This is a genomic window from Mycobacterium intracellulare ATCC 13950, from assembly GCF_000277125.1.
Classification (GTDB): domain Bacteria; phylum Actinomycetota; class Actinomycetes; order Mycobacteriales; family Mycobacteriaceae; genus Mycobacterium; species Mycobacterium intracellulare.
Genome location: NC_016946.1, coordinates 3,377,558 through 3,400,418, shown reverse-complemented (window position 1 = coordinate 3,400,418; position 22,861 = coordinate 3,377,558). Strand labels below are relative to the sequence as shown.

Here is a 22,861-nt window from a genome sequence, read left to right as displayed (position 1 = left end):
GGCGTCGGCCACGCGCTAGGTTGCATGGGTGAGTTTGGTACTGGTGGACCACCCGCGGCCCGGCGTCGCGCTGATAACCCTCAACCGGCCCGAGCGGATGAACTCCATGGCGTTCGATGTCATGGTCCCGCTCAAGGAGGCCCTGGAAAAGGTCAGGTACGACAACGCGGTGCGCGTTGTCGTCCTCACCGGGGCCGGCCGGGGCTTTTCCTCGGGGGCTGATCACAAGTCCGCGGGCTCGGTGCCCCACGTCGAGGGGCTGACCCGCCCCACCTATGCGCTGCGCTCCATGGAGATTCTCGACGAGGTCATCCTGGGTTTGCGCCGGTTGCACCAGCCGGTGATCGCCGCGGTCAACGGCCCCGCCATCGGCGGCGGCCTGTGCCTGGCGCTGGCCGCCGACATCCGCGTGGCCTCCACCACCGCGTACTTCCGCGCCGCCGGCATCAACAACGGGCTGACGGCCAGCGAACTGGGGTTGTCCTACCTGCTGCCGCGGGCTATCGGGTCGTCGCGGGCGTTCGAGATCATGCTGACCGGGCGCGACATCACCGCCGAGGAGGCCGAGCGCATCGGGCTGGTGTCCTGCCAGGTGCCCGACAAGCAGCTGCTGGACACCTGCTACGCCATCGCCGCGCGGATCGCGGCGTTCTCGCGGCCGGGCGTCGAGTTGACCAAGCGCACGCTGTGGAGTGGACTGGACGCCGGTAGCCTGGAAGGGCACATGCAAGCCGAAGGCTTGGGACAGCTTTTCGTCCGCCTGCTCACCGCCAACTTCGAAGAAGCGGTTGCCGCACGCGCAGAACGACGACCAGCGGTATTCACCGACGACAAATAGGCGTCTTTTCAACTCGGGAGAGCGATCGTGATCACGGCCACGGACCTGGAGGTCCGCGCTGGCGCGCGCATCCTGCTCTCGCCCGACGGCCCCGATCTGCGGGTCCAGCCCGGCGACCGCATCGGCCTGGTCGGCCGCAACGGCGCCGGCAAGACCACCACCCTGCGCATCCTGGCGGGGGAGACCGAGCCGTACGCCGGGTCGATCACCCGCACAGGCGAAATCGGTTATCTGCCACAGGATCCCAAAGAGGGCGACCTCGACGTGCTGGCCCGCGACCGGGTCCTGTCGGCCCGCGGGTTGGACGTGTTGCTCACCGACCTGGAAAAGCAGCAGGCGTTGATGGCCGAGGTCGCCGACGACGACGCCCGCGACCGCGCGATCCGTCGGTACGGGCAGCTCGAGGAGCGTTTCGTGGCCCTGGGCGGCTACGGCGCGGAGAGCGAAGCCAGCCGCATCTGCGCCAGTCTCGGCCTGCCGGAACGGGTGCTGACCCAGCAGCTGCGCACCCTGTCCGGGGGGCAGCGCCGCCGGGTGGAATTGGCGCGCATCCTGTTCGCCGCCTCCGAGGGCGGAGCGGGAACCTCGGGCTCGGAGACCACGCTGTTGCTCGACGAGCCCACCAACCACCTCGATGCGGATTCCATCGGCTGGTTGCGCGATTTCCTGCGGGCCCACACCGGCGGGCTGGTGATCATCAGCCACAACGTCGAATTGCTCGCCGACGTCGTCAACCGGGTGTGGTTTCTGGATGCCGTGCGCGGCGAGGCCGACGTCTACAACATGGGCTGGCAGAAATACCTCGACGCGCGCGCGACCGACGAGCAGCGCCGCCGCCGGGAGCGCGCCAACGCCGAACGCAAGGCCGCCGCGCTGCGCACCCAGGCCGCGAAGCTCGGCGCCAAGGCCACCAAAGCCGTTGCCGCCCAGAACATGTTGCGCCGCGCCGACCGGATGATGGCCGCGCTCGACGAGGAGCGCGTCGCCGACAAGGTGGCCCGCATCAAGTTCCCGACGCCGGCCGCGTGCGGGCGCACGCCGCTGGTCGCCAAGGGGCTGAGCAAGTCCTACGGGTCGCTGGAGGTGTTCACCGGTGTCGATCTGGCGATCGACCGCGGCTCGCGGGTGGTGGTGCTGGGGCTCAACGGCGCCGGCAAGACCACACTGCTGAGGCTGCTGGCCGGCACCGAGGCCCCCGACACCGGAGGGCTCGAGCCCGGGCACGGCCTGCGGATCGGCTACTTCGCGCAGGAGCACGACACCCTCGACAACGACGCGAGCGTGTGGGACAACATCCGCCACGCCGCCCCGGATTCGGGCGAGCAGGACCTGCGCGGCCTGCTGGGCGCGTTCATGTTCAGCGGTCCGCAGCTCGACCAAATGGCGGGCACGCTGTCCGGCGGTGAGAAAACCCGGCTCGCGCTGGCCGGTTTGGTGGCGTCGACCGCCAACGTCTTGTTGCTCGACGAACCGACGAACAACCTCGATCCGGCGTCGCGCGAGCAGGTGCTCGACGCGCTGCGCAGTTATCGGGGCGCGGTGGTGCTGGTGACGCACGACCCCGGCGCCGCCGAGGCCCTCGACCCGCAACGAGTGGTGCTGCTACCGGACGGCACCGAGGACTACTGGTCCGACGAATACCGGGATCTCATCGAGCTCGCCTGACTTGGCCTGATGGTGGCGACCCGCTGCGCCCGGCTTGGACTCTGCGGCGGTCGCGCTTGCGATCGCCACTGGCGGCAAGCGCCCCAAGGCGATTTGGCGAAATTCGCCCGCGGTCGACGACGGCTTCTTACTCTAGGTTTCTTGCGGTCGTGTCCCGGTGTCGGAGGAGCCATGAGAAGAGCAATGCACAGGTCGGCCAAGGCGCGCGACCAGTTGTTGGACGAGCTGCGCCACGCCTACGAAGGCGGGGCCAGCATCCGCAGCCTGGTTGCCACGACCGGTAGGTCGTACGGGTCGATCCACAGCCTGCTGCGGGAGTCGGGTACCACGATGCGCAGCCGCGGCGGCCCCAACCGGACCGCGAAGGCGGCGCGGGCCTAACCTCGAGAACCGTTGCGCCGCATCGAGTTCTCGACCAGGTCGAGCACCAAGGCCAGGCGTTGCGGGTCCTCGCCGGACGCCAGCCGGGCGACCAGGCCGTCGAGCACCAACTCCAGATAGCACTGCAGTACGTCGCCGGGCACGTCGTCGCGCACCCGGTGTGCCTCCGTCTGCCGGCGCAACCGATCGGTGGTCGCCGCCGCCAGCTCGGCCGAACGCTCCGCCCAGCCGCGGCTGAACGCGGGATCGTTGCGCAGCTTGCGGGCGATCTCCAATCTGGTGGCCAGCCAGTCGAACTGGTCGGGCGCGGCCAGCATGTCCCGCATCACCTGGATCAGTCCCGCGCGGGAGGCCACGTCGGCCATCCGCTCGGCGTCCTCGTGGGCGAGTGCGAAAAACAGCGCGTCCTTGTCCCGGAAATGGTGGAAGATCGCGCCGCGCGACATCCCGATCGCCTTCTCCAGGCGGCGCACCGTCGCCTTGTCGTAGCCGAATTCGGCAAAGCAGCGGCGGGCGCCGTCGAGGATCTGGCGGCGGCGAGCCGCCAGATGGTCCTCGCTGACTTTGGGCACGAGTGGCTGGGCCGGTCTCGCGCTAGTCCGACTTCTGGCCCGACTTCAGCATGTTGCGCAGCACGTACTGCAGGATGCCGCCGTTGCGGTAGTAGTCGGCCTCGCCGGGGGTGTCGATGCGCACCACGGCGTCGAACTCCACTGCGTCCGAACCGTCCTTGCTTGCCTTGACCTTCACCGTCTTCGGCGTCTTGCCGTCGTTGAGCGCCTCGATACCGGTGATGTCGAACACCTCGGTGCCGTCCAGCCCCAGGTCCTTGGCGGACTTGCCGTCGGGGAACTGCAACGGGATCACGCCCATACCGATCAGGTTGGACCGGTGGATGCGCTCGAAGGACTCGGCGATCACCGCGCGCACCCCGAGCAGCCGGGTTCCCTTGGCCGCCCAGTCACGCGACGAGCCCGACCCGTACTCCTTGCCGCCCAGCACCACCAGCGGAATGTCTTGCGCCGCATAGTTTTGCGCCGCGTCGTAGATGAACGCCTGCGGCGCGTCATCCTGGGTGAAGTCGCGGGTGTAACCGCCGGACACGTCGTCGAGCAGCAGGTTGCGCAGCCTGATGTTGGCGAACGTGCCACGGATCATCACCTCGTGGTTACCGCGCCGAGAGCCGAAGGAGTTGTAGTCCTTGCGCTCCACGCCGTGCTCGTCGAGATACTGCGCCGCCGGGGTGCCCGGCTTGATGCTGCTGGCGGGGGAGATGTGGTCGGTGGTCACCGAATCACCGAGCAGCGCCAGCACCCGCGCGCCGGTGATGTCGGCGACCTGCTCGGGCTCGGCGGGCATCCCGTCGAAGTACGGGGGCTTGCGCACGTACGTCGAATCCGGGTTCCACTCAAAGGTGTTGCCGCTCGGCGTGGGCAGGTTGCGCCAGCGCTCGTCGCCCTTGAAGACGTCGGCGTAGTTTTTGGTGAACATCTCCTGGTTGATCGCCGAGGCGATGGTGTCGGAGACGTCCTTCTGCGACGGCCAGATGTCTTTGAGGAAGACGTCATTGCCGTCCTTGTCCTTGCCGAGCGGCTGCTCGTCGAAGTCGAAGTCCATGGTGCCGGCGAGCGCATAGGCGATCACCAGCGGCGGCGACGCCAGGTAATTCATCTTCACGTCGGGGTTGATGCGGCCCTCGAAGTTGCGGTTGCCCGACAGCACGGCGGCCACCGAAAGGTCGTTGTCGTTGATCGCCTTCGAAATGTCCTCGGGCAGCGGGCCGGAGTTACCGATGCACGTGGTGCAGCCGTAGCCGACCAGATAGAAGCCCAACTTCTCCAGATACGGCCACAGGCCGGCCTTGTCGTAATAGTCGTGGACCACCTGGGAGCCCGGGGCCATGGTGGTTTTCACCCATGGCTTGGAGACCAAGCCCTTTTCGACGGCGTTGCGCGCCAGCAGCGCGGCGCCCAGCATCACCTCGGGGTTGGAGGTGTTGGTGCACGACGTGACGGCGGCGATCACCACCGCGCCGTGGTCGAGCACGAACTCGCCGAGTTCGTCGGACTTGACCGTCACCGGGCTGCTCACGCGGCCCTTGGAGTGCGCGGCGGCCGATTGCACCTTGTGGTCGTCGGCGTGGCCGTTGGTCGCCTGCCCCGGGTCACTGGCCGGGAACGACTCATCGACAACCTCGTCGAGCTTGGAGTATTCCTTCTTGTCGGGGTCGTCACCGACGTAGTCGCAAATCTGCTCGCGGAACGTGGATTTCGCGTCGGCCAGCGCGATCCGGTCCTGCGGACGCTTGGGGCCGGCGATGGACGGCACCACGTCGGACAGGTCGAGTTCGATGTATTCGGAGTACTCGGGCTCGTGCTTCGGGTTGTGCCACATGCCCTGTTCCTTGGCGTAGGCCTCGACCAGCGCCAGCTGCTCGTCGTTGCGGCCGGTGAACTTCAGATAAGAGATCGTCTCCTCGTCGACCGGGAAAATCGCTGCGGTGGAACCGAATTCGGGGCTCATGTTGCCCAGGGTGGCTCGGTTGGCCAGCGGCACCTCGGCCACGCCCTCGCCGTAGAACTCGACGAACTTGCCGACCACGCCGTGGTGGCGCAGCATTTCGGTCACGGTCAGCACGACGTCGGTAGCCGTCACGCCGGGCTGTATCTCGCCGGTCAACTTGAAGCCGACCACGCGGGGGATCAGCATCGACACCGGCTGGCCGAGCATCGCGGCCTCGGCCTCGATGCCGCCCACGCCCCATCCGAGCACGCCGAGGCCGTTGACCATCGTGGTGTGCGAGTCGGTCCCCACGCAGGTGTCGGGGTAGGCCACCACTGTGCCTTGCGCGTCCGCGCGAGACATCACCACTTTGGCGAGGTATTCGATGTTGACCTGGTGCACGATGCCGGTGCCCGGGGGCACCACCTTGAAGTCCTGGAACGCCCCCTGGCCCCAGCGCAGGAACTGGTAGCGCTCCCCGTTGCGCTGGTACTCGATCTCGACGTTGCGCTCGAACGAGTCGGCGGTGCCGAACAGGTCGGCGATCACGGAGTGGTCGATCACCAGGTCGGCCGGCGCGAGCGGGTTGACCTTCTCCGGGTCGCCGCCGAGCTCGCCGATCGCCTCGCGCATGGTGGCCAAGTCGACGATGCACGGCACGCCGGTGAAGTCCTGCATCACGACGCGCGCCGGGGTGTATTGGATCTCAATGCTGGGCTCCGCCTTGGGATCCCAGTTCGCGATGGCCTCGATGTGGTCCTTGGTGATGTTGCTGCCGTCCTCGTTGCGCAGCAGGTTCTCGGCCAGGACTTTGAGGCTGTAGGGGAGCTTCTCGGTATTGGGGACGGCGTCGAGGCGATAGATCTGGTAACTCTTGTCGCCGACCTCGAGGGTGTTGCGGGCTCCGAATGAGTTCACAGAATCAGTCACTTCAACTCCCAAGGATTTAGTTCTAGCGCCGACGGGCTGAGTGTCGGCGGATCGTCCAAAACGATCATGCAACTTTAACAGTACGCTTGTCCTGCATTACTACGGCAGTCCTGATTGCAGTCTTATCGCGGTGGCCGCCGGTTAAACCTTCGCGTGCGCCCGAATCTCGCCGGGATGAACGCGGCGCGATCGGCGCCGGGCGCGATGCGGCGCCCGCGCGTCGCGTACGGTGCCTCTAGCACTACCGCAGGAGGCGCAGATGACCGGGCACGTTTCTTTCGGACCGCCGCCGCAAACGGTTCCGGTCCTTCCCGCCTACATTCCGGTGGACGTCGACATGACGATGATCAAGGCCCAGGTCGCCGCCACCGGGGTCAGCGCGCCGCCGGCGGCCATGCCCGGTTTGCTCGAGGTGGTCAACCAGGCGCACGCCGACGGCATCAACCTCAAGATCGTGCTGCTCGACCACAACCCCCCGAACGACACCCCGCTGCGCGACATCTCGACCGTGGTCGGCGCCGACTACCACGACGCCACCGTCCTGACGCTGAGCCCGAGTTACGTCGGCAGCTACAGCACGCAGTTCCCGCGCGTCACCCTCGAGGCCGGCGAGGACATCGCGAAGACGGGCAACCCTGTGGTCTCGGCGCAACATTTCCTGCACGAGCTCGACACGCCCGAGTTTCCCTGGACCGGCCTGACGATCTTCCTGTTGATCGCGGTCTTCGCCGCGGCCGTCGGCACCCGATTGCTGCAGGTGCGCGGCGAGCGCTCAGCAACCTCGGACGAGTCGGCGACCGCTGAGGACGCCGAGGCCAACACCGGGTCCTGACGACTCGCGGCTAATTCGGCAAACGGGCCAGGTCACCGTTCGGTCACATTAAACGCACGTAGAGAGTGCGATTTCGGTGGAGCGTTTGCACGCCCACCTGTGTGACGTACGGTGCAAATGATGCTGGTGTTGTCTTTGGCGCCTTACGAGAATGCTGTGGCCGGCGCCGCCCGTCGCGTCGAGCCGTAGGAGACCTAGTCGAATGAGACGCACACGCTGGGGGTCTTCCGCGCGACCGACCGCAAGATTGCTCCGGCCCGTCGTGCCATCGGTGTTGAGCGTGGCCCTCTTGGTGTGCACCCCGGGACTGGCGGAGGCTGACCCCGCCGCCGACAATCTCGCGGCACTGATCGCGAACGTCGCCAAGGCCAACCAGCGCCTGCAGAACCTGAGCGCCGAAATTCAGACCGAACAGGAAAGCGTCAACAAGGCCCTCGTCGATGTGGAGACCGCCCGGGACAACGTGGCCACCGCCCAACACGATCTGGAGACCAGCCAGCAGGCGGTCAAGGACGCCAACGCGGCGATCGCCGGGGCGCAGCAGCGCTTCAACACGTTCGCCGCGGCCGCCTATATGAACGGACCGTCGAGCAGCTACCTGACCGCCAGCAGCCCCGACGACATCATCGCCACCGAGGCCGCCGCCAAGAGCCTGACCGCCAGTTCGCAGACCGTGATGGCCAAGCTGCAGCAGGCCCGCACCGAGCAGCTGAACAAGGAATCGGCGGCGCGGCTGGCCAAGCAGAACGCCGACAAGGCCGCCGCCGACGCCAAGTCCAGCCAGGATGCCGCCGTGGCGGCGCTGGCCAATTCCCGGCAGAAGTTCGACGAACAGCGCGAGGACATGATCCGGCTGGCCGCCGAGAGGAACCAGGCGCAGGCCAAGCTCGAGGCGGCCAAGCGGGAGGCGGCCGCCCGGCAAGGTTCGGGCGGCTCCCCGGCGTCGGGCGATCGCTGGGAGACGGGAACGCCCGGCGGGGCGGCGCCGTCGTCCGGGGCCCGCCAGTGGGACGGCGCCTGGGACCCCACGCTGCCGATGGTCCCGAGCGCCAACATCCCCGGCGACCCGATCGCGGTGATCAACCAGGTGCTGGGCATCTCGGCCACCTCGACACAGGTCACCGCCGGTCTCGGCCGCAACTTCCTGCAGCAGCTGGGCATCCTCAAGCCCGACGACACCGGCATCACCAACGCGGCGCCGGGCGGGGTCGGGGGGCGCATTCCCCGGGTGTACGGCCGGCAGGCCACCGAGTACGTGATCCGGCGCGGCATGTCGCAGATCGGCGTGCCCTACTCCTGGGGCGGCGGCAACGCGGCCGGCCCGAGCAAGGGGATCGACTCCGGGGCCGGCATCACCGGTTTCGACTGTTCGGGCCTGGTCCTGTACTCGTTCGCCGGGGTGGGCATCAAGCTGCCTCACTACTCGGGCTCGCAGTACAACCTCGGCCGCAAGATCCCGTCCTCGCAGATGCGCCGCGGCGACGTCATCTTCTACGGCCCGGGCGGCAGCCAGCACGTGACGATCTACCTCGGTGACGGGCAGATGCTCGAGGCTCCCGACATCGGGTTGAAGGTTCGCGTCGCCCCGGTGCGCACCAGCGGCATGACCCCCTACGTGGTCCGATACATCGAATGGTGATCCAGTGAGAACTGAACGGGAAGTCATGCGCCGCAAGCGATTCCGTCTCATCAACTTCGCCTGGATCACCACCGTGGTGACCGGGCTGATGCTTTCTGTGGCCGGCCCGGCTCCGGTGGCCGCGGCCGATCCGGGCGCGTGGGATCCCACCCTGCCGGCCCAGATCAGCGCCGGCGCCCCGGGCGATCCGCTCGCCGTCGCCAATGCCTCGCTGCAGGCCACCGCCCAGGCCACCCAGACCACGTTCAATTTGGGCAAGCAGTTTTTGGGCGGGCTCGGCATCAACATCGGCGGCGATCCCGCTCCCAGCGCGGCCACCCCCTCCAACCCCGGCGGCAAGATCCCGCGGGTCTACGGGCGGCAGGCCATCGAGTACGTGATCAAGCGCATGGGGTCGCAGATGGGCGTGCCCTACTCGTGGGGCGGCGGTTCGCTGGACGGCCCCAGCAAGGGCGTCGGCGACGGGGCCAACATCACCGGCTTCGACTGCTCGGGGCTGATGCGCTACGGCTTCGCCGGGGTCGGCGTGCTGATCCCGCGGTTCTCGGGTGACCAGTACAACGCCGGGCGCCACATCCCGCCGGATCAGGCCAGGCGCGGCGACCTGATCTTCTACGGCCCGAACGGCGGCCAGCACGTCACCATGTACCTGGGCAACGGCCAGATGCTGGAGGCCTCCGGCAGCGCCGGGAAGGTTACGGTCAGTCCGGTTCGTAAGCCGGGGATGACGCCGTTCCTGACCAGGATCATCGAGTACTGATCGCGGGGGCCGGCGACCCATCGGCCGGGCGAGCGTCGACGGGGACCGGCAGGCCTGGAATAGTTGGACGAGGGCACGTCGCTGCCCGGCAGTCGTGTCCGATTGAGCGTGGAGGGTTCTTGATGACAGCAGCAGGTGGGCCGCCGCCAGGCGCCAGTGGTTACTCGGGCCCGGGCGGGCAAGCAGGTTCGCCGGCTCACGAAGCGCCGACGGGTGGGGGCAACGGACTGGCCGCCGAGGTCCAGACCCTCGAGCGCGCCATCTTCGAAGTCAAACGCATCATCGTCGGCCAGGACCAGCTGGTGGAGCGGATGCTGGTCGGCCTGCTGTCCAGGGGCCACGTGCTGCTCGAGGGTGTGCCGGGCGTCGCCAAGACGCTGGCCGTCGAGACGTTCGCGCGGGTGGTCGGCGGGACGTTCGCGCGCATCCAGTTCACCCCCGACCTGGTGCCCACCGACATCATCGGTACCCGCATCTACCGGCAGGGCAAGGAGGAGTTCGACACCGAGCTCGGCCCGGTGGTGGTCAACTTCCTGCTCGCCGACGAGATCAACCGCGCGCCCGCCAAGGTGCAGTCGGCGCTGCTGGAGGTCATGCAGGAACGCCACGTCTCGATCGGCGGCAAGACCTTCCCGCTGCCCAACCCGTTCCTGGTGATGGCCACCCAGAACCCGATCGAGCACGAGGGTGTGTATCCGCTGCCCGAGGCGCAGCGCGACCGCTTCCTGTTCAAGATCAACGTCGGCTACCCGTCGCCGGAAGAGGAGCGCGAGATCATCTACCGGATGGGCGTGCGCCCACCGGAGCCCAAGCAGATCCTCAACACCGGCGACCTGTTGCGCCTGCAGGACATCGCGGCCAACGTCTTCGTGCACCACGCGCTGGTGGACTATGTGGTGCGCGTCGTGACGGCCACCCGTCATCCCGAACAGCTCGGCATGAACGACGTCAAGACGTGGATCTCGTTCGGTGCGTCGCCGCGCGCCTCGCTGGGCATCATCGCCGCCTCCCGGTCGCTGGCGCTGGTCCGCGGCCGCGACTACGTGATTCCGCAAGATGTCGTGGACGTCATTCCCGACGTCCTGCGGCACCGGCTCGTGCTCACCTATGACGCGCTGGCCGACGAGATCTCGCCGGAGATCGTCATCAACCGGGTGCTGCAGACGGTCGCCCTGCCTCAGGTGAATGCCGTTCCGCAGCAAGGGCATTCGGTGGCCCCGGTGATGCAACCCGCCGGCGCGGCCAGCGGTCGGTGACCGGGCCCAAGGGGCGGTCGGCTGTCCATCCCCCGTCGATGCAGCGCGGGCAGATCGATGACCCGAAGCTGTCGGCGGCGCTGCGCACCCTCGAGCTCACCGTCAAACGCAAGCTCGACGGTGTGCTGCACGGCGATCACCTCGGGCTGATCCCGGGCCCGGGCTCCGAGCCGGGGGAGTCGCGCGAGTATCAGCCCGGTGACGACGTCCGCCGCATGGACTGGGCCGTCACCGCGCGCACCACCCATCCCCACGTTCGGCAGATGATCGCCGACCGCGAGCTGGAAACCTGGTTGGTGGTGGACATGTCGGCCAGCCTGGACTTCGGCACCACGGTGTGCGAGAAGCGCGACCTGGCGGTCGCGGCCGCGGCCGCGATCACCTTCCTCAACAGCGGGGGCGGCAACCGGCTCGGCGCGATCGTGTCCACCGGCGCGAACATCACCCGGGTGCCCGCCCGCTCCGGCCGCCAGCATGAGCAGACGCTGTTGCGCACCATCGCCACCACGCCGCGCGCGCCGGTCGGGGTGCGCGGCGACCTGGCGACGGCGATCGACGCGCTGCGCCGCCCGGAACGCCGGCGCGGTATGGCGGTGATCATCAGCGACTTCCTCGGGCCGATCAACTGGATGCGCCCGCTGCGCGCGGTCGCCGCCCGGCACGAGGTGCTGGCCATCGAGGTGCTCGACCCCCGCGACGTCGAACTGCCCGACATCGGCGACGTGGTGCTGCAGGACGCCGAGTCCGGGGTCACCCGCGAGTTCACCATCGACGCGCAGCTGCGCGACGACTTCGCCAAGGCCGCCGCGGCGCACCGCGCCGACGTGGCGCGCACCATCCGCAGTTGCGGGGCCCCGGTCCTGACGCTGCGCACCGACCGCGACTGGATCGCCGACATCGTGCGGTTCGTGGAATCCCGCCGGCGCGGGGCATTGGCGGGGCGCCAGTGACTCGCATATGAGCCTGCCGCTCCTGGGCCCGATGTCGTTGTCGGGCTTCGAACATTCGTGGTTCTTCCTGTTCCTGTTGGTCGTCTTCGGCCTGGCCGCGCTCTACATCCTGATGCAGTTGGCGCGGCAGCGGCGCATGCTGCGGTTCGCCAACATGGAGCTGTTGGAAAGCGTTGCGCCCAAACGGCCTTCGACGTGGCGGCATGTGCCGGCCATCCTGCTGGTCGCGTCCCTGGTGCTGTTCACGATCGCGATGGCGGGCCCGACGAACGACGTCCGCATTCCCCGCAACCGCGCGGTGGTGATGCTGGTGATCGACGTGTCGCAGTCGATGCGCGCCACCGACGTGCAACCCAACCGGATGGCGGCGGCCCAGGAGGCGGCCAAGCAGTTCGCCGACGAGCTCACCCCGGGCATCAACCTGGGACTGATCGCGTATGCGGGGACCGCGACGGTGTTGGTGTCGCCGACGACCAATCGGGACTCGACCAAGGCCGCGCTGGACAAGCTGCAGTTCGCCGACCGCACCGCCACCGGGGAGGGCATCTTCACCGCCCTGCAGGCCATCGCGACGGTCGGCGCGGTGATCGGCGGCGGCGACAAGCCGCCGCCGGCGCGCATCGTGTTGTTCTCCGACGGCAAGGAGACGATGCCGACCAACCCCGACAACCCGAAGGGCGCCTTCACCGCCGCGCGCACCGCCAAGGACCAGGGCGTGCCGATCTCGACGATCTCGTTCGGCACCCCCTACGGTTTCGTCGAGATCAACGACCAGCGCCAGCCGGTGCCGGTCGACGACGAGACCCTCAAGAAGGTGGCCCAGCTCTCGGGCGGAAACGCTTACAACGCAGCGTCTTTGCAGGAGCTGAAGGCCGTCTACGCGACCCTGCAACAGCAGATCGGCTACGAGACGATCAAGGGCGATGCGAGCGTGGGCTGGGTGCGGCTGGGCGCGCTGGTGTTGGCGTTGGCGGCGCTGGCGGCGCTGCTGATCAACCGCCGCCTGCCGACTTGAGTCTTCGCCGTCCCTCTGAGCCCGCCTGTAACGCCACGGCGGGATTCCGCGCGATTTTTCGCCCTGGCGTTACAAGCGGCGGTCTCGGGCGTCGCGCACCCGGCGAATGATGTCGGAGGGATGGTGCTCGGCGATGACGCGGACGACGATCCAGCCGTAACGCTCGAGAATCTCGAGCCGGCCGATGTCCTTGGCGTATTGGGTGCGCAGGGACCGATGGTGGTCGCCGTCATACTCGACCGCGACCTTGATGTCCTCCCACCCCATGTCCAAATACGCCTCAGCCCAACCCCATTCGTTGCGTATGGCGATCTGTGTCTGCGGCCGCGGGAAGCCGGCATCGATCAACAACAGACGCAGCCACGTTTCCTTCGGGGACTGAGCCCCGCCGTCGACCAGTTCGAGAACCGCCCTGGCGGCCCTCACGCCGTGGCGGCTGCGGTAGCGGTCCGTGAGCACCTCGACGTCGGCCATCTTCAGCTCCGTCGCTTGCACCAGCGCATCGATCGCGGCGACCGCGATGGCTCTGGGATGACGACGTGCCAAGTCAAGCGCGGTGCGCGCCGGCGTGGTGATGCGCATCTGCTCGACGACGGTGATCTCGTCCGGTTCGATGCGTTCCTCCCAGACGTGTACGCCCGGGGCCGGACGTCGATTGGTATCGATGATCTCGGCGGGTCGGGACGGGTCGATCCACCGAGCGCCATGCATGGCGGAGGCCGAGAAGCCCGCCCAGGACGCCCCGCCGGCGCGATCGCAGCCAGCACGCCTTGGCCCGCAGCATCGCCGTCAGTTCGGCATCCCTCGGCAGGTACACGTCGCGATGCAGGGCGACGTAACGACTCCGCAGCTCATGCCGCGACATCAGTCGCGCGGCCAGGGCTTCGCTGCCGAGGAACGGGTCGGTCATGACGAGAGTGTGCTGAGTCACACCGACACCGGATCGCGCTCGTAACGCCACGGCGGGATTTCGCGCGATTTTTCGCCCTGGCGTTACGGCCGCGTGGTGAAACGGGGGAGGTTACGGCCAGCGTGAGCCGAGGCGATAGGTTGACGGGGTGACTGACACGGCCACCGAGAACACCACCGAAAGTGCTGCCGACTACGGCAGACCCGCATTCGTAGCCCGCTCGGTCCTGGTTACCGGAGGAAACCGGGGGATCGGTCTGGCGATCGCGCAGCGGCTGGCCGCCGACGGCCACAAGGTGGCGGTCACGCACCGGGGATCCGGGGCGCCCGAGGGGTTGTTCGGCGTCGTGTGCGACGTCACCGACAACGAGGCCATCGACCGCGCCTTCAAGGAGGTCGAGGAGCACCAGGGGCCGGTTGAGGTGCTGGTGTCCAACGCCGGCATATCCAAGGACGCATTCCTCATCCGGATGACCGAGGAGCGGTTCGAGGAGGTCATCAACGCCAACCTCACCGGGGCGTTCCGGGTGACCCAGCGCGCCGCGCGCAGCATGCAGAAAAAGCGGTTCGGCCGCATCATCTACATCGGCTCGGTCTCCGGCAGCTGGGGCATCGGCAACCAGTCCAACTACGCGGCCGCCAAGGCCGGCCTGATCGGCATGGCCCGCTCGATCTCCCGGGAGCTGTCCAAGGCCAACGTGACCGCGAATGTGGTGGCGCCGGGCTACATCGACACCGAGATGACCCGTGCCCTCGACGAGCGGATCCAGGCGGGTGCGCTGGACTTCATCCCGGCCAAGCGGGTCGGCACCGCCGCCGAGGTCGCCGGGGTGGTCAGCTTCCTGGCATCCGAGGACGCCAGCTACATCGCCGGCGCGGTCATCCCGGTGGACGGCGGCATGGGCATGGGCCACTGACTTCAAATACGACATACGGACACTAAGGACGGACATGGCTGGACTGCTCGACGGCAAACGGATCCTGATCTCGGGGATCATCACCGATTCGTCGATCGCGTTTCACATCGCCAAGGCGGCCCAGGAGGCCGGGGCGCAGTTGGTGCTGACCGGTTTTGACCGGTTGCGCCTGATTCAGCGCATCGCCGACCGGCTTCCGGAGAAGGCGCCGCTGATCGAGCTCGACGTGCAGAACGAGGAGCACCTGAACTCGCTGGCCGAGCGGGTGACGGCCGAGATCGGCGACGGCAACAAGCTCGACGGCGTGGTGCACTCGATCGGGTTCATGCCGCAGACGGGGATGGGCATCAACCCGTTCTTCGACGCGCCGTACGAGGACGTCTCGAAAGGCATTCACATCTCGGCGTATTCGTACGCCTCGCTGGCCAAGGCGACGCTGCCGATCATGAACCCCGGCGGTTCGATCGTCGGCATGGACTTCGACCCGAGCCGCGCGATGCCGGCGTACAACTGGATGACGGTCGCCAAGAGCGCGCTGGAATCGGTCAACCGGTTTGTGGCGCGCGAGGCGGGTAAGTTCGGCGTCCGCTCCAATCTCGTTGCCGCGGGCCCGATCCGGACCCTGGCGATGAGCGCGATCGTCGGCGGTGCGCTGGGCGAAGAGGCCGGCGCCCAGATGCAGCTGCTCGAGGAGGGTTGGGACCAGCGCGCCCCGATCGGCTGGAACATGAAAGACCCGACACCGGTCGCCAAGACGGTGTGCGCGCTGCTGTCGGACTGGCTGCCGGCGACGACGGGGACCATCATCTACGCCGACGGTGGCGCCAGCACGCAATTGCTTTAGAGCCTAATGGAATTCGACGCCGTCCTGCTGCTGTCCTTCGGTGGGCCGGAAGGCCCCGAGCAGGTGCGGCCGTTCTTGGAGAACGTCACCCGGGGTCGCAACGTGCCGCCGGAACGCCTCGACCACGTCGCCGAGCACTACCTGCATTTCGGCGGGGTGTCACCGATCAACCGGATCAACCTGGCGCTGATCGAGCAGTTGCGCGCCGAACTGACCGACCGCGGCCTGGACATCCCGGTCTATTTCGGCAACCGCAACTGGGAGCCCTACGTCGAAGACACCGTCGCAACCATGCGCGACAACGGGATTCGCCGAGCGGCGGTGTTCACCACCTCGGCGTGGAGCGGATATTCCAGCTGCACCCAATACGTCGAGGACATCGCTCGGGCGCGACGCGCCGCCGGGCCGGACGCACCCGAATTGGTCAAGCTGCGGCCGTATTTCGACCATCCTCTTTTCGTGGAGATGTTCGCGCGGGCGATCGCCGACGCGGCCGAGACGGTTCCCGGCGCGCGCCTGGTGTTCACCGCGCATTCGATCCCGGTGGCCGCCGACGAGCGGCTGGGCCCGCGGCTGTACAGCCGGCAAGTCGCCTACGCCGCAAGCCTTGTGGCGGCCGCCGCCGGATACGCCGACTACGACCTGGTATGGCAGTCGCGGTCGGGGCCGCCCCAGGTTCCGTGGCTTGAGCCCGACGTCGCCGACCACCTGGCGGCCCTGGCGGAGGCGGGCACGACGGCCGTCGTCGTCTGCCCGATCGGTTTTGTGGCCGACCACATCGAGGTGGTGTGGGACCTCGACCACGAGTTGGCGGGACAGGCCGAGGCCGCGGGGATCGTCGTGGTGCGGGCGTCAACGCCCAACGCCCACCCGCGTTTTGCGCAACTGGCCGTCGACCTGATCGACGAATTGCGCCACGGCCGGGCGCCCGAACGCGTGACCGGTCCCGACCCGGTGCCCGGCTGCCTCGCCAGCGTCGACGGCGCGCCCTGCGAGCCCCCGCACTGTGCGGCCCGCTATCAGGACTAGTCCGCCCAGGCCGAATGCAGGATCGCGGTCACGGCGGCCATCCGCGCCGAACGCACCACGGCGGTCAGCGGTCGTAGCGCGTCGCTGGCGATGCGGGCCTCCGACGACGACTGCGTGCCGAGCGGTTCGAGGCCGGCGGCGATGGGCGCGGCGAAACGGTCCGGTGAGTCGGACCGGCTCAGCCCCGCGCTGACGGCGATGATGGCGTCGACGTGCGCGGCGTTCTCCAGCACCCGCAGCGCGCGCGACGGCGCGTGATCCGGAATGCGGTGTTGTCGTGCGGATTCCAGCAATTGTTCGACCAGCCCCCGCGGATCGTCGACGTCGGCCGCGGCCGATCCCAGCCCGATGGTGCCCAGCGCGTCGGCGGCAGAGCGCACGGCGGACCGCAGGGTGTATTCGGCGTCGCCCAGCTCGTAGTGGTCGAGTATCGGGGCGCCGGGCAGCGAGTACACGGTCCACGTCAGTGTGCACAGTTCGGCCAGGCCGGTCTCGTAGTCGTCGGGCGTGTCGTCGTCGTCCTGATAGGAGAATTCGGGGACCAGGCCGACGGCGGTAGCGGGGCTGTGGGGGTTGGCGATGATGATCGCCTCGCCGGCGGACAGCGCGTCCCGCTCGAACTGCGTTCCCGGGGCCAGGCCGCGCACATCGCCGGGTACCGGCAAAACCACGTTGATGGTCCCGCGCATCAGGGGAGGCGCCCCCCGCGTCGACGTGGGGCGGCCCACCGCGGCGCGCAGAGTCTGCAGCAGCGTGACCGTCCCGGCGTCGTTGACATCGGGCCACGGCAGCCCGGTATGACCCGCCGCCACGGCATCATACGCGGTCACCGATTGCTTTGGCGCCCAAACGGATAACGCGTCCAGGACGTCATCGGGCGCGGCCTTACCCGCGAGCCAGGCATTGGCCCACAGGGACAGCGAAACACTGGGACACCACACCAGACGCAGTGTAGTTGTTTTGCCCCGCACAGGCGGATCACGCGTATCCTTGCCGCATGCACGCCGCGCTGCTATGGCTAATATTCGCGCTGGTGCTGGCCGGTGCGGAGGCGCTCACCGGCCATATGTTTTTGGTGATGCTCGGCGGGGGCGCGCTGGCCGCGGCCCTCACGAGTTGGTTGCTGGATTCACCGGTGTGGGTGGACGGCGCGGTGTTCCTGGTCGTCTCGGTGCTGCTGCTGGTGGTGGTGCGTCCGCCGCTGCGGCGCCGGCTGACGCCGAACGTGCCGCGCTTGGGAATCGAAGCGCTGGAGGGCAAAACCGCGCTGGTGCTCGAGCGCGTGGCCCGCGACAACGGTCAGGTGAAGCTCGACGGCCAGGTGTGGACCGCGCGTCCGCTCGACGAGAACGACGTCTACGAACCCGGCGAGCCGGTGACCGTGATGCAGATCGACGGCGCCACCGCGGTGGTCTTCAAGGCCGGCCTGTAGGGCCGCGAGAACGGCTGCGAAAGAAAGGAACTCCGATGCAAGGTGCGGTTGCTGGTCTGGTGCTGCTGGCGGTGCTGGTGATTTTCGCCATCGTCGTGGTGGCCAAGTCGGTGGCGCTGATACCGCAGGCCGAGGCCGCGGTGATCGAACGGCTGGGCCGCTACAGCCGCACCGTCAGCGGACAACTCACACTGCTGGTGCCGTTCATCGACCGCATCCGGGCCCGGGTGGACCTGCGTGAGCGGGTGGTGTCGTTCCCGCCGCAGCCGGTGATCACCGAGGACAACCTGACCCTCAACATCGACACCGTCGTCTACTTCCAGGTCACGGTTCCCCAGGCGGCCGTCTACGAGATCAGCAACTACATCGTCGGCGTCGAGCAGCTCACCACCACCACGCTGCGCAACGTGGTCGGCGGGATGACGCTGGAGCAGACGCTGACATCGCGCGACCAGATCAACGGGCAGCTGCGCGGCGTGCTCGACGAGGCCACCAACCGCTGGGGCCTGCGGGTCGCACGGGTCGAGTTGCGCAGCATCGACCCGCCGCCGTCGATCCAGGCGTCGATGGAAAAGCAGATGAAGGCCGACCGCGAGAAGCGGGCGATGATCCTCACCGCCGAAGGTATGCGCGAGGCGGCCATCAAGGAGGCCGAGGGCCAGAAGCAGGCGCAGATCCTGGCCGCCGAGGGCGCCAAGCAGGCGGCGATCCTGGGCGCCGAGGCCGAGCGGCAGTCCCGGATGCTGCGCGCCCAGGGTGAGCGCGCCGCCGCCTACCTGCAGGCGCAGGGGCAGGCCAAGGCCATCGAGAAGACCTTCGCCGCGATCAAGGCGGGCCGGCCCACCCCGGAGATGCTCGCCTACCAGTACCTGCAGACGCTGCCGGAGATGGCCCGCGGCGACGCCAACAAGGTATGGGTGGTGCCCAGCGACTTCAGCGCGGCGCTGCAGGGATTCACCAAACTCCTGGGCACCCCGGGCCAGGACGGGGTGTTCCGCTTCCAGCCCTCGCCGGTCGAGGACGCGCCCAAGCACAGCGCCGACGACGACGCCGACGTCGCGGACTGGTTCTCCACCGAAACCGACCCCGCGATCGCCCAGGCGGTGGCGAAGGCGGAGGCGATCGCCCGTCAGCCGGCCGAAGGCCCGGGCGAGCTGACTCAATAGGATTGCGGGATGAGTGCGTTGACCTCCCCCAAGACCTATGCGGCGCTTGGCGCCTTCCACGCCGTCGACGCGGTACTGTGCGGCGTCCAGGTGGCCCCGATCAAGAAGGTGCTGGATGACGTTGGCCTGCCGGAGAACGTGCGGCCCGTGTTGCCGGTGGTGAAGGCGGCCGCCGCGGTCGGCCTGCTGTCGGTCACCCGTTTCCCCGTCCTGGCGAGGGTGACGACGGCGATGCTGACGCTGTACTTCGTGGTGGCGGTCGGCGCGCACGTCCGGGTGCGCGACAAGGTCGTCAACGGCCTTCCGGCCGCGCTGTTTTTGGCCCTGTTCGCCGCGATGACGGTCAAGGGCCCGGACCGGGGTTAGTCCAGCTTCAACTCGACCAGCGGCAGCGGGGTATTCGTGTCGGTGATCGGCGCGCCGAGCGTGTCCTCGAGCACGGGGCGCATCCGCTCCCACGTTTTGGGGTGGCGGGTTCGATAGTCGGCCAGCGTGCGGTCGGCCTCGTGTTGGTCGAGGACGCGCGCGGCGGCGGGCCTGGGCGCGTGGCTGCCGGCGTAGACGCGTACTCGAGGGTTGGCCGCAATGTTGCGGAACCACTGGGCTTTTCGGCCAAATCCGGAGGCCACGACGTAGGTGTCGGGGGACGGGTGGTCGATGACCTCCAGCACCGCGTGGCGCGGCGCTCCGGATTTGCGGCCGATGTGTTCGAGCAACAGGATGCGCGAACCGAACAGCGCGCCCGCACGGGCCTTGTAAATCCAGATCGGTGCGCGCATCAGGTGGCGCGACCGTAGCAGCCGTGCGGCGAGCTTGGCGGGGAGCGGAGACGATTGATCTCGTGGCACGCTCCCCATCCTGCACTCAGGGGCGCGGGGCGGGGGACGGTGGCGGCGGGGGCGGCGTCGGGACACCCTCGTGCGGCGGTCCCGGCCAGGCGCCATGCGGCGGTTCCAGCGGGCCCGGCGGGCCGGGCGGGCCGGGCTGGCCGGGCGGGCTGGGCGGCGGCGCAAATCCGAACCCTCCCGGACCGGCCATCGGCGGCGGGGGCGCATGGAACAGCATCGGCGGGGGCCCGGGTGGTGGCGGCGGGCCGGGCGGACCGACGCTGACGATCCAGGCGAAGGCGATGGCCGCGACGGTGCCGACCGCGCCCACCAGCGCTCCCGCCACCCCGGCGGCGATCACCACACCGGTGGGGTGACGGCGTCGCTCGGGCGGACGGTGGGCGGGCGGCGGATTGCTCGGCGGATTGGTGTCGATGTCGTCGTTCGTGGTCATGTCACGGACGGTAGGAGCCGGATCTGAAGTGGATCTGAAGAAACTGCGCCGAGTCCCATCCGCCACTGCCGTCACGAGCGGAAGGAAGCAGTGTTGTGCCCACCTCCGAGCGACAACGGCCGCGACGCCGCGCCGGCAGCGAGATTGTCGCTCGGAGGTGGGCACCGAACACATCGCCGACCTCTTGTGACCAACGAGGCTGCCGTGGCGGGAGAGACCGGCGTCTTCAGGTTCGTTTCAGCACCGGCGCCGACAATGGTGGTCATGACGGATTGCGTCCGCACGGCCGCGGGTCGCGGCGGTCACTTCAGCGTGGGCACACCGCGGGTGCTGGTCGTCGAAGACTCAGAGACCATCCGGGAGATGGTCAGCGAGGCGCTCGCCGATGTCGGCTATCACACCGACGCCCGCTGCGACGGCGGCGGGCTGGAAGAGGTGCTCGACGGCATGCGGCCCGATCTCGTGGTGCTCGACGTGATGCTGCCGGGCCGCGACGGGTTCGCGCTCATCGATGTCATCCGCGAATGGGGCGACATCGGAATCGTCTTGATCACCGCTCGCGACGGGTTGCCGGACCGGTTGCGCGGCCTCGACGGCGGAGCCGACGACTACGTCATCAAGCCGTTCGAGTTGGCCGAGCTCGTGTCGCGGGTCGGCGCGGTGTTGCGCCGGCGCGGACGGCTGCCGCAGGTGGTTCAGGTGGGCGACGTTGCGCTGGACCTCGGCGCCGGGGTCGCCGCGCGCGACGGCCACCGGCTCGACCTGACCGCCACCGAGCTGCGCGTGCTGGCCTTCCTCGTGGAGCAGCGGGGCCGGATCGTCTCCGCCGCCCAGATCCTGAACGGGGTGTGGGGCTACGACGCGTACGACCCCAACCTGGTGCAGGTGCACGTCAGCGGATTGCGGCGCAAGCTCGAGGCCCACGGCCCCCGGATCCTGCACACCGTTCGCGGCATCGGCTACCGGCTGCAACCCGAGCGGCCATGACGGGCGCATCGACGACGCCGACTCCGTCGCTGCAACGGCGCGTGACGCTGGTGGTGTTGGCGCTGCTGGCCGTCCTGCTGGTGGTGCTCGGGGTGACCATCGATGTCACGATGGGCGTCCTCACCCGCCACAATCTGCACGACCGGCTGCTCGCCGCGACATCGCGCGCCGACGCGCTCAGCGCCGCGCACACCTCGGCCGATCGGATCGCGGCCGAACTCAACGGCGGCGGGATTCGCGCGCTCGTCGTCACCGCCGACGGCGCCGCCTACGGAGACCGCGGGATCAGCCCCGACCTGACCGCCGGACCGGTGCAGCCGCCACCGCCGCCCTTTCCGCCACCTCCGCCACCGCCGTATCCGCCTGCGCCCTATGCGTTTCCACCGCCACCGCCGCCGCGACCGCCAAGGCCCGGCCCTCCGCCGGATGCCACCGCGACGGCCGTGGTGCATCCGTTGCCCGACGGCTCCCGGGTGATCCTGGTCGCCGACACCACGCAGACGACGCAGGTCACTCGCCAGCTGCGTGGGCTGCTGATCGCGGTGGGCCTGGTGACCTTGCTGATCGCGGCGCTGTTGCTGATCGCGGTGAGCCGGGCGGCGCTGCGGCCGCTGGATCGGCTCACGGCGCTGGCCAACGCCATCACCACCGGGGACCGCGGCCGCCGCCTGCATCCCGAGCGCACCGACACCGAACTCGGCCGCGCCGCAAGCGCTTTCGACGGCATGCTGGACGCCTTGGAAACGTCCGAGCGCCGCGCCCGGCGCGCCGCCGACACCGCACAGCGCGCGGAGACGGCAACCCGGCGATTCCTCGTCGACGCCGCCCACGAGCTGCGCACCCCGATCGCCGGCATCCAGGTCGCCGCCGAGCAACTCGCCAACAGCGCCTCCGAACACCACGACGGAAGCCAATATCGCCGGGCGGCGCTGCTGTTCTCCGATGCGCGCCGGGCCGGACGGCTCGTGTCCGACATGCTGGACCTGAGCCGCATCGACGCCGGGCTGGCGCTCGAGCGCGATGACGTCGACGTGGCCGCCGTGCTCGATGGCGAAGTCGACCGAGCCGCCATGCTGGCACCGCAGATCACGGTGCGCCGCACCGGATTACCGTCGCTGACGCTACAGGCCGACCCGACCCGGTTGTCGCAGATCGTGTCCAACCTGCTCGACAACGCTCGCCGGTACACGCCGGCCGGCGGCGCCATCACCGTCGACCTGCGCGCCGGCGACGATGTCGCGGAGGTCACCGTGACCGACACCGGGCCGGGCATCCCGGAGCAGGAGCGGGATCGCGTCTTCGAGCGGCTGGTGCGCCTGGACACCGGGCGCGCCCGCGACCACGGCGGCGCCGGGCTGGGACTGGCGATCGCGCGGGCGCTGGCCCGCGCCCACGGCGGCGACCTGGAGTGCCTGCCCCACGAGGGCGGCGCTCAGTTCCGGCTCGTCCTGCCGATCAACGCCCGGCGATCGGGATAGCTGAGTCGGACCGGGCGCGGAACGAGGCCAGGTCAGACAGCGGCATCTAC

The 22,861-nt window shown here is 68.8% G+C and carries 21 protein-coding genes and 2 pseudogenes; 17 read left to right on the top strand and 6 right to left on the bottom strand.

Going from position 1 to position 22,861, the window contains the following annotated elements:
- Positions 1-28 precede the first annotated feature (28 nt).
- The 3 genes from OCU_RS40250 to OCU_RS40240 all read left to right on the top strand — a co-directional run bounded on the left by OCU_RS40250 (position 29) and on the right by OCU_RS40240 (position 2,884).
- Positions 29-838, top strand: coding sequence for an enoyl-CoA hydratase (locus OCU_RS40250; RefSeq protein WP_008257990.1), 810 nt, complete (start codon positions 29-31; stop codon positions 836-838).
- Positions 839-865: 27 nt separating this feature from the next.
- The gene (locus OCU_RS40245) at positions 866-2,503 is read left to right on the top strand and encodes an ABC-F family ATP-binding cassette domain-containing protein (RefSeq protein ID WP_014380445.1); all 1,638 of its coding nucleotides are present in this window, start codon (positions 866-868) and stop codon (positions 2,501-2,503) included.
- A 183-nt stretch (positions 2,504-2,686) separates the two neighbouring features.
- On the top strand, positions 2,687-2,884 hold the full coding sequence (locus tag OCU_RS40240) for a helix-turn-helix domain-containing protein (RefSeq protein WP_008257988.1): 198 nt from the start codon (positions 2,687-2,689) through the stop codon (positions 2,882-2,884).
- Here the strand turns inward: OCU_RS40240 and OCU_RS40235 are convergent.
- The gene (locus OCU_RS40235; protein WP_014380444.1) at positions 2,881-3,456 is read right to left on the bottom strand and encodes a TetR/AcrR family transcriptional regulator; all 576 of its coding nucleotides are present in this window, start codon (positions 3,454-3,456) and stop codon (positions 2,881-2,883) included. The genes OCU_RS40240 and OCU_RS40235 overlap by 4 nt on opposite strands.
- Before the next feature lie 22 nt (positions 3,457-3,478).
- Positions 3,479-6,316: an aconitate hydratase AcnA gene (gene acnA / locus OCU_RS40230; protein WP_041787074.1), complete on the bottom strand. Its 2,838-nt coding sequence runs from the start codon at positions 6,314-6,316 to the stop codon at positions 3,479-3,481.
- A gap of 259 nt (positions 6,317-6,575) precedes the next feature.
- On the opposite strand from acnA, the gene OCU_RS40225 reads away from it, so the two are divergent.
- From OCU_RS40225 to OCU_RS40200, 6 genes are all read left to right on the top strand, one after another.
- The gene (locus OCU_RS40225) at positions 6,576-7,148 is read left to right on the top strand and encodes an Rv1476 family membrane protein (protein ID WP_014380442.1); all 573 of its coding nucleotides are present in this window, start codon (positions 6,576-6,578) and stop codon (positions 7,146-7,148) included.
- A gap of 202 nt (positions 7,149-7,350) precedes the next feature.
- Positions 7,351-8,787: an NlpC/P60 family peptidoglycan endopeptidase RipA gene (gene ripA, locus OCU_RS40220; RefSeq protein ID WP_044059217.1), complete on the top strand. Its 1,437-nt coding sequence runs from the start codon at positions 7,351-7,353 to the stop codon at positions 8,785-8,787.
- 25 nt (positions 8,788-8,812) lie between these two features.
- The gene (gene ripB, locus OCU_RS40215; RefSeq protein WP_008257972.1) at positions 8,813-9,547 is read left to right on the top strand and encodes an NlpC/P60 family peptidoglycan endopeptidase RipB; all 735 of its coding nucleotides are present in this window, start codon (positions 8,813-8,815) and stop codon (positions 9,545-9,547) included.
- A gap of 122 nt (positions 9,548-9,669) precedes the next feature.
- Positions 9,670-10,803 (top strand): chaperone MoxR1, encoded by a 1,134-nt coding sequence (gene moxR1, locus OCU_RS40210; protein WP_008257970.1) that lies wholly within the window; start codon positions 9,670-9,672, stop codon positions 10,801-10,803.
- Positions 10,804-10,841: 38 nt separating this feature from the next.
- Positions 10,842-11,753 (top strand): DUF58 domain-containing protein, encoded by a 912-nt coding sequence (locus tag OCU_RS40205; protein ID WP_014380439.1) that lies wholly within the window; start codon positions 10,842-10,844, stop codon positions 11,751-11,753.
- A 7-nt stretch (positions 11,754-11,760) separates the two neighbouring features.
- Entirely contained in the window at positions 11,761-12,768 is a 1,008-nt protein-coding gene (locus OCU_RS40200; RefSeq protein WP_008257965.1) for a VWA domain-containing protein, read from the top strand.
- 69 nt (positions 12,769-12,837) lie between these two features.
- On the opposite strand, the pseudogene OCU_RS40195 reads toward OCU_RS40200, so the two are convergent.
- Positions 12,838-13,678, bottom strand: a pseudogene (locus tag OCU_RS40195) (hypothetical protein).
- A 148-nt stretch (positions 13,679-13,826) separates the two neighbouring features.
- Between OCU_RS40195 and fabG1 the strand changes: the two are divergent.
- From fabG1 to OCU_RS40180, 3 genes and pseudogenes are all read left to right on the top strand, one after another.
- Positions 13,827-14,594, top strand: a complete 768-nt coding sequence (gene fabG1, locus OCU_RS40190; RefSeq protein ID WP_009953266.1) for a 3-oxoacyl-ACP reductase FabG1 — start codon at positions 13,827-13,829, stop codon at positions 14,592-14,594.
- A 34-nt stretch (positions 14,595-14,628) separates the two neighbouring features.
- Entirely contained in the window at positions 14,629-15,438 is an 810-nt protein-coding gene (inhA, locus tag OCU_RS40185; RefSeq protein ID WP_009953267.1) for an NADH-dependent enoyl-ACP reductase InhA, read from the top strand.
- Positions 15,439-15,444: 6 nt separating this feature from the next.
- A pseudogene (locus OCU_RS40180) lies at positions 15,445-16,492 on the top strand (ferrochelatase); the annotation flags it as partial.
- Here the strand turns inward: OCU_RS40180 and OCU_RS40175 are convergent.
- Positions 16,464-17,408, bottom strand: coding sequence for a hypothetical protein (locus OCU_RS40175; RefSeq protein ID WP_008257954.1), 945 nt, complete (start codon positions 17,406-17,408; stop codon positions 16,464-16,466). The pseudogene OCU_RS40180 and the gene OCU_RS40175 overlap by 29 nt on opposite strands.
- 56 nt (positions 17,409-17,464) lie before the next feature.
- On the opposite strand from OCU_RS40175, the gene OCU_RS40170 reads away from it, so the two are divergent.
- The 3 genes from OCU_RS40170 to OCU_RS40160 are packed head-to-tail and all read left to right on the top strand — an operon-like array spanning position 17,465 to position 19,431.
- Positions 17,465-17,899, top strand: coding sequence for an NfeD family protein (locus OCU_RS40170; protein WP_008257952.1), 435 nt, complete (start codon positions 17,465-17,467; stop codon positions 17,897-17,899).
- 35 nt (positions 17,900-17,934) lie between these two features.
- On the top strand, positions 17,935-19,065 hold the full coding sequence (locus tag OCU_RS40165; protein ID WP_008257951.1) for an SPFH domain-containing protein: 1,131 nt from the start codon (positions 17,935-17,937) through the stop codon (positions 19,063-19,065).
- A 9-nt stretch (positions 19,066-19,074) separates the two neighbouring features.
- On the top strand, positions 19,075-19,431 hold the full coding sequence (locus OCU_RS40160; protein WP_008257948.1) for a DoxX family protein: 357 nt from the start codon (positions 19,075-19,077) through the stop codon (positions 19,429-19,431).
- Here OCU_RS40160 and OCU_RS40155 read toward each other — a convergent pair.
- A complete protein-coding gene (locus OCU_RS40155) occupies positions 19,428-19,922 on the bottom strand; it encodes a nitroreductase family deazaflavin-dependent oxidoreductase (RefSeq protein ID WP_036459205.1) in 495 nt (164 codons plus the stop codon). The two genes, OCU_RS40160 and OCU_RS40155, sit on opposite strands and share 4 nt — an antisense overlap.
- Before the next feature lie 7 nt (positions 19,923-19,929).
- Positions 19,930-20,346, bottom strand: coding sequence for a hypothetical protein (locus tag OCU_RS40150; protein WP_014380435.1), 417 nt, complete (start codon positions 20,344-20,346; stop codon positions 19,930-19,932).
- Between the two features lie 255 nt (positions 20,347-20,601).
- Here OCU_RS40150 and OCU_RS40145 point away from each other — a divergent pair, with 255 nt between their 5' ends.
- Positions 20,602-21,333 (top strand): response regulator transcription factor, encoded by a 732-nt coding sequence (locus OCU_RS40145; RefSeq protein ID WP_014380434.1) that lies wholly within the window; start codon positions 20,602-20,604, stop codon positions 21,331-21,333.
- Positions 21,330-22,811 carry a sensor histidine kinase gene (locus OCU_RS40140; RefSeq protein ID WP_014380433.1) on the top strand — a complete coding sequence of 494 codons (1,482 nt, stop codon included), beginning with the start codon at positions 21,330-21,332 and terminating at the stop codon, positions 22,809-22,811. Before OCU_RS40145 ends, OCU_RS40140 begins: the two co-directional genes overlap by 4 nt.
- Positions 22,812-22,861 lie beyond the last annotated feature (50 nt).

Coding starts and splice junctions, on each gene's coding strand:
- OCU_RS40240 (WP_008257988.1), top strand. CDS start 2,687: ATGCACAGGTCGGCCAAGGCGCGCGACCAGTTGTTGGACGAGCTGCGC.
- OCU_RS40225 (WP_014380442.1), top strand. CDS start 6,576: ATGACCGGGCACGTTTCTTTCGGACCGCCGCCGCAAACGGTTCCGGTC.
- ripA (WP_044059217.1), top strand. CDS start 7,351: ATGAGACGCACACGCTGGGGGTCTTCCGCGCGACCGACCGCAAGATTG.
- ripB (WP_008257972.1), top strand. CDS start 8,813: ATGCGCCGCAAGCGATTCCGTCTCATCAACTTCGCCTGGATCACCACC.
- moxR1 (WP_008257970.1), top strand. CDS start 9,670: ATGACAGCAGCAGGTGGGCCGCCGCCAGGCGCCAGTGGTTACTCGGGC.
- OCU_RS40205 (WP_014380439.1), top strand. CDS start 10,842: ATGCAGCGCGGGCAGATCGATGACCCGAAGCTGTCGGCGGCGCTGCGC.
- OCU_RS40200 (WP_008257965.1), top strand. CDS start 11,761: ATGAGCCTGCCGCTCCTGGGCCCGATGTCGTTGTCGGGCTTCGAACAT.
- inhA (WP_009953267.1), top strand. CDS start 14,629: ATGGCTGGACTGCTCGACGGCAAACGGATCCTGATCTCGGGGATCATC.
- OCU_RS40170 (WP_008257952.1), top strand. CDS start 17,465: ATGCACGCCGCGCTGCTATGGCTAATATTCGCGCTGGTGCTGGCCGGT.
- OCU_RS40165 (WP_008257951.1), top strand. CDS start 17,935: ATGCAAGGTGCGGTTGCTGGTCTGGTGCTGCTGGCGGTGCTGGTGATT.
- OCU_RS40160 (WP_008257948.1), top strand. CDS start 19,075: ATGAGTGCGTTGACCTCCCCCAAGACCTATGCGGCGCTTGGCGCCTTC.
- OCU_RS40155 (WP_036459205.1), bottom strand. CDS start 19,922: ATGGGGAGCGTGCCACGAGATCAATCGTCTCCGCTCCCCGCCAAGCTC.
- OCU_RS40150 (WP_014380435.1), bottom strand. CDS start 20,346: ATGACCACGAACGACGACATCGACACCAATCCGCCGAGCAATCCGCCG.
- OCU_RS40145 (WP_014380434.1), top strand. CDS start 20,602: ATGGTGGTCATGACGGATTGCGTCCGCACGGCCGCGGGTCGCGGCGGT.
- OCU_RS40140 (WP_014380433.1), top strand. CDS start 21,330: ATGACGGGCGCATCGACGACGCCGACTCCGTCGCTGCAACGGCGCGTG.